A 5,556-nucleotide genomic window follows, 5' to 3' on the forward strand; every position below is an offset into this window, starting at 1 on the left:
CGAGAAATGCGATCCTCCCCATATCCCATTGACTCTTTAAAAGCTGAAACGTTTGGTTTGATGAGGTAATCTTAGGGCGATCCGTGATATTGTAATCTGGTTTGTAGCTTACCTGCACTTCAGCTACTTTAAATTGTTCTTGTACCATAGTTGTATCTATTTAAATATGGCACATGTACCAAGCTTTCAACTCAACTAAATCAAGAAGCAACGGATATAAATAGCCAGTGTGGTGGCTATCTGAGCGTTTATGCCGGAATTTCTTGAAATGTGTTGAGGGGAGAAGCTTAAATTGGTGCAATAGTTAGATAGATACCATAATATCAATCATTAACTTCTCCGTTTTTCCAGTAGTCTTCCGCAATGGGTATTCTTTGCAGCACCTCTTTGCAAATCTTCTTGTAAACGTTACCTAGCCCAAATAGATAATCTTTGTCGTAACGGAACCAATCTTCGTTTAGACTACTCTCGGTATTCATGTTGCTTTGAATACGCTTTCGCTTGTTAACATCATGAGCAGTTACTTTATTAGGCTTAATCTCGAGTCCCCAAGAAGTTATAATGCCATTTGGTTGGCAATTGGCAATTTCAATTACGAATCCACCACCACTTCTGTCAAACTGAAACGTTAAAAGGTTAATCCGTTCATCTGTCTGCCGTCTAAAGTGTGGGAAAGAGCCTTTAAAGTTTAAACTTCTTAAGACTGGTATCACAGTTTGATTCAAACATTTAACCATATCGTTTCTATTAGAACTGCTCATTGGCTCTCATTTAGTTTTCTGATAAGTGGAATTGGCAGTTACCCCTTACTTCCTAATATCCATCTTTCAATCTATTTCTTTCTTTTAAGGGGAAGGTTTTAGTTTTGGATATCCGTCTTTGGTTTTTAAAGGTGAGCCGCCAACTCCATGCTTTATAAGCAAACACTTTTTATCAAGAGACGCTAAACTGATATTTGTCATTTCCGAGCTTTGTAACTGTAGATTAGCAAGTTCTACCAAGGCGTTAGCAGAAGGGATGCCTTTGAAACGTTGTTCAAAATATAATGAGTTTGTATGAGCCTGAGCAACTTCGAGTATGAGACTATCAAGATGGTTCTTCATTGATTGTTCAGCTTCAACTTTTGAAACTCTCTCAACAAGAGTGGAAGTAGCAGACATTAAAGCACCTTTAATAAAATCTGGAGTAGCAAGGACTTTATAGGCGATATCTACATCAGATCCAATTAGATCAAGGTTCTCGATTTGCTTTTTGTATTCGTCAATCAAGCCATTGAGATCTTGATTAGCAAACTGTATAGAATCAGCCTCGTTTGAAATTGCATTAATTTCCTTAGCCTTAATCTCTTTTAATATCTTCCGGTTTGAGACTTGTAAGATAGCATTTGACTTCTCTATCGATGACTGAATCTGTTTATATGAATCTACAAATGGTGACCTGCATCCTACTATTAGAAAGATCAGTACAATTAACTTCTTATTGTTCATTTGTATGTGATTTTAGTTTTAACCACTCGTTAAAGTACCTGATTACTGTCTCATCAATATTGATTCTGTCCACTCCATCAATATACCATTGTACTTCGTCACTTATTAAATCACTCTTGGCATAATACAGAAAGTAGAACTCCTGAAGTGATTTCTCATAATCAAGTTCAAGGTAAAGATCTCTAAGCTCAGTAAGAACTGTTACTGATTCTAGCGTACCATCAAGGCGCATCTGTATAAGGTAATTGACATAATTCCATACAGTTTGGAGTTTATCAGAGAAGTCCAAGCCCCATTCATTAAGTGCTTTTGTAGTCAAGGTCTGCATTTCAAAGTAATCGAATGGCTCACCCATACCTGCCAAGATAACAAGATGTTCAGTATCATAACCATTCATTAGCATTTCAACTGCCCAATCAGACCAAGTCCTGTCAAAGTCACGATCTAATGCTTTATAAGCTAAAACCCTTATTGTAGAATTTGGTAATGGACGCATTTTAGAGAAAGTAGTGTTTAATAATAGTTCTTTTAAACGTATTGGGAGGATAAGCTTATATTGGTGCTATAGTTGGATAGATACTTCCTTACTAGCCCTCATGGGTTGTCGTCATCTTCTTCTCTTTATAATGTGGTTGCCATCCTCTTTATGCGTAATTTCATTAAAGTACACTAAAGGTGCATAATACAGTCTTTCAATGAAAGCCAAACTAGGTTTACCCTGTTTGTTTCTTATCAATTTAAGCAGCCCACCTATACCTTTCTTTACATAGTTTAAATGCTCGGCGAACTCATGTATTGAATAGCCTAAACTTGGTTCATTTATATGTGTCATTTCATTACGAAGCCTGCGAAGAGCCTTGAATTGAGTCCATTGATTTCCTTCGTTAATGTCATTCAAACTACCACCTGCGGAGTATGCCATAAAAAGATTTAATCTGTCTTCCAATCTAGAAGTCACCTTTAGTTCGTCAAGAACCGGAGACTTAATACCACTATGATTGTATATCAATATGTGCCGATTAATGAATGCATCAACAAGTGAAATACAGGCAGTAAGATATGCTCTATAATATCTTGTGCACATTACAAAATCATACTCATCGCTGTACATACAGGCTTCTTCTCTATAAAATAGAATGTCTTCAGAGAGAGCCATTTCCACAGGTATATTGGTCATCGGCGGTGTAAGGGATTTTGTATGTCCAGCATATGTGGATTCGATCTTTAGAAACCCCATAGTTGGCGTTGTTATCCCGAACATACCTCCAAAGATTTCATCTCTATTATCAGCATTAGATTGCGAGACAGATTCATATCCATTGGCCTTGACATCTGCTAACAGCTCTCTAAAAGAAACTTTATTAGTAGCACCGTTTCTAGATATATCAAAGGTCGCTCTTTCCCATCCACCTTTGGGAGATCGGACGCCATTGTCTAGCAGTGTTTTAATAAGTATCTTTTTTGCCTCAGTATTCGAGACTCCATACTGTTCTAATTCAAGGAATGCATGTTGAGTTTGTTCGTTCATTCGTCCAGTATTGTACCATCCCAAAATTTGTAATGCTCAGCAAACCAACACAAATGTTTTGATAGCCCCTCAAGATCAGGGAATAAGTTGAGGTAATTAATGCCGTAATGATTAAGCATATGTACCATTTCCTCCTTTAGACTCTTTGGAATGATAAATCTCTCCAACTCCCCTTTGAATGATTTGTTGTCAAACTCAAGAATGGGTTGGTTATGAATGGAAAAGTAACCATATTGATTAGCGATTCTCATAGTTGGTGTATTTGGCTGGTAAATAACTATGGATGGTGCTTTGATTAAGAAAGGATTAGGGTTTTTTTCAACATTTACAAATCGGGTAACTTTGTGTATGTAGATAGCACCATCAACATCCAAATTATCTGCTGATGCAAAAAAAGCAGCTGTAAGAGGATTATGAGTCCAATCAAGCATTCGAGTTGGTAGACCTGTGTGTTGTGCAATTGACAGTAACTCCCAGTCATTATAACGGTCATTGTTAAGGAGAGATACTGCTCTGCGTTTCCATTGCTTAAATAACTTTTCATCATTTGAATGAGAAAACTCATCTCTGCCAGCTTTGGGAACGAGTTTCCAATCAGCATTACTTTGTCCTCTGAACTTAAAGGTAGTTGATTTCCTTAAAGTCGCTAGCTTCTTATGAAACATTGTCAAATCTGCTATTATAGTTTCTTTCATTTTGTGATTAATATCTTCTTGGTGCTGATCTTGTATGTAGCTTAACATATGCTCATCTTTACGAGCATAGCCTTTTACATGCACGCTTCCATCTGATGAACTCCTGGATTTAGTTATTGATCTCTTAATTGCAGATGGTGTATAAGCGGATATGGTTTACCTAGTGCTATAACTTACGGTTAACCACCTTTCTACTCTATAAGTCGTCTTTTGCTTTGGCTCTTATGATAGCTCCATTGATTTTATCTAAGTAAGCTAGCTTAACAAAACAACTTGTTATACTGTTATGTTCAATCGAAACTTCTATGTCACCCTGCTCCGTCTGCCAAATCGAGTAGTACTTACATCTATCAAACTGAACTTGATACATCTTATTATGATCATCCTGACGCTCGTCATCAAATTTTTCAACTTTGGTACTTGGTTTCCCATACTTCTCTGTCAGCAACTCTTTCAGACTACTGTAATTTCCGTATAGTGCTGACCATGTTTCTCTGTCTGGAAAGGCAACAGCTATTTGATAGACCAAGTCTTTTTGCTTAAGCGTTGAAACCCCAACTACGCAATTCTTATAACCTGCGAAATCTCCTTGGAGGATCGCTGTCCCATCTTTAGTTGCGATGTGGCTGAAACCATTCTGTTTCATCTTAAATACATAATCTATCAAGGTGCCAGTTATCGGTACGCCTTTGAAAGTTAAGTGTTGGGAGGTTGGCTTTTGTGCGAATGTTATGACCGAGACTGTCAGCATAATCATAATTGCTAAAGTTGCCTTTAAAGATAGAATGTGTCGTTTCATCGAGCGTTAACTTTATAAGAGAGATTTAGTTATGCAAAGATAATAGAATGAGAGATGATTGCAAGTCAACCAATCCATCTTATCAATATCCAAGATTTTTTACTTAACCTACTTTAGGGGAGAGTTACCAGTTTTTGGATATGCTGAAAAGGTGTAGATATCGATGTTGTGTTTACAAGGTCAGGAGTGCTCCAAACAGTTGTTTACCTTTTAAAACGACAATCATAATGCTGACCACTCGTTGCACATTTTTATTTTGAAGAGGGTAATAAAACAGATACGACAGGGAAATGTGCATCGTCTTGCAGTTTTTACCTACCATTCAATATTGAATTCGAGATTTTTTCTCTGTACTCAACTAGACCGTGTGACTCCTCGAACGCTTTAAGCTGGTATACAGCAACATTAAAATCTTCTAACAATCTAGGTAGTTCGCAACCGCCTCCGTTGGAATTTATGTGATTATTATAAGCTACGATAGCATCAAAGTGATTTTTCATTAGCGTCCTATGCACCTCCACTAAGTGCTCAATCATATCATCGGTTTTCTGATAGATTCTTATTGACTTGCATTTATCAATACTCAAGAGTATTGATATGTCTTCGATATTTCCAATATCAATGATTTCAGCGCGTTTAACCGTATTTTTGAATGCGAATCTAAATTCTCTTTGATACTTATATCTTAATGGCTTTTCGAAGTAGCTTTTTGATCTTTCCGTCATGCCAAAGTCTGTATACTTAACAGGACTTGTATGAAAGTTCAAGTTAAGTTTGGTCAGTGACAATTCAACGCGTCTTATAAATTCTGCCACGCCTTGTATAATAAGCATGTGAGAACCAAAGTCTTTCATTTCAGCAGGAAGTTGTTCATGTAGCATGTTAAAATCGTTCTGGCTGGTGACTGCGTAGAGGCAAAAGATATTTATAAACAGCTCTTCATTTCTATAGGTAGAAAGGTAATTTCCATCAGGTAATCGGATTGATTCAACAGATATATCAAAGAACTCCCTTTTAAGGTCTATTGTGACGCCCTTTCCTATAGTT

Annotated in this window: 7 protein-coding genes; all 7 read right to left on the reverse strand. The window is 37.0% G+C overall.

Annotated elements, in window-relative coordinates; genetic code table 11:
• Nucleotides 1–323 precede the first annotated feature (323 nt).
• The gene (locus AC1DND_RS17580; RefSeq protein WP_477583566.1) at nt 324–761 is read right to left on the reverse strand and encodes a DUF4304 domain-containing protein; all 438 of its coding nucleotides are present in this window, start codon (nt 759–761) and stop codon (nt 324–326) included.
• An 84-nt stretch (nt 762–845) separates the two neighbouring features.
• Nucleotides 846–1,487, reverse strand: coding sequence for a hypothetical protein (locus tag AC1DND_RS17585; RefSeq protein WP_477583568.1), 642 nt, complete (start codon nt 1,485–1,487; stop codon nt 846–848).
• The gene (locus AC1DND_RS17590; RefSeq protein WP_477583569.1) at nt 1,477–1,983 is read right to left on the reverse strand and encodes a hypothetical protein; all 507 of its coding nucleotides are present in this window, start codon (nt 1,981–1,983) and stop codon (nt 1,477–1,479) included. The genes AC1DND_RS17585 and AC1DND_RS17590 overlap by 11 nt, the downstream gene beginning before the upstream one ends.
• 111 nt (nt 1,984–2,094) lie before the next feature.
• Nucleotides 2,095–3,015 carry a hypothetical protein gene (locus tag AC1DND_RS17595; protein ID WP_477583571.1) on the reverse strand — a complete coding sequence of 307 codons (921 nt, stop codon included), beginning with the start codon at nt 3,013–3,015 and terminating at the stop codon, nt 2,095–2,097.
• Nucleotides 3,012–3,758, reverse strand: a complete 747-nt coding sequence (locus tag AC1DND_RS17600; RefSeq protein WP_477583573.1) for an FRG domain-containing protein — start codon at nt 3,756–3,758, stop codon at nt 3,012–3,014. The genes AC1DND_RS17595 and AC1DND_RS17600 overlap by 4 nt, the downstream gene beginning before the upstream one ends.
• 148 nt (nt 3,759–3,906) lie before the next feature.
• Nucleotides 3,907–4,509: a hypothetical protein gene (locus AC1DND_RS17605; RefSeq protein WP_477583575.1), complete on the reverse strand. Its 603-nt coding sequence runs from the start codon at nt 4,507–4,509 to the stop codon at nt 3,907–3,909.
• Between the two features lie 311 nt (nt 4,510–4,820).
• The coding region (locus tag AC1DND_RS17610; protein ID WP_477583577.1) for a hypothetical protein at nt 4,821–5,556 on the reverse strand (736 nt) is incomplete at its 5' end.

The sequence above is a fragment of the Pedobacter sp. 01N416 genome (assembly GCF_056399685.1).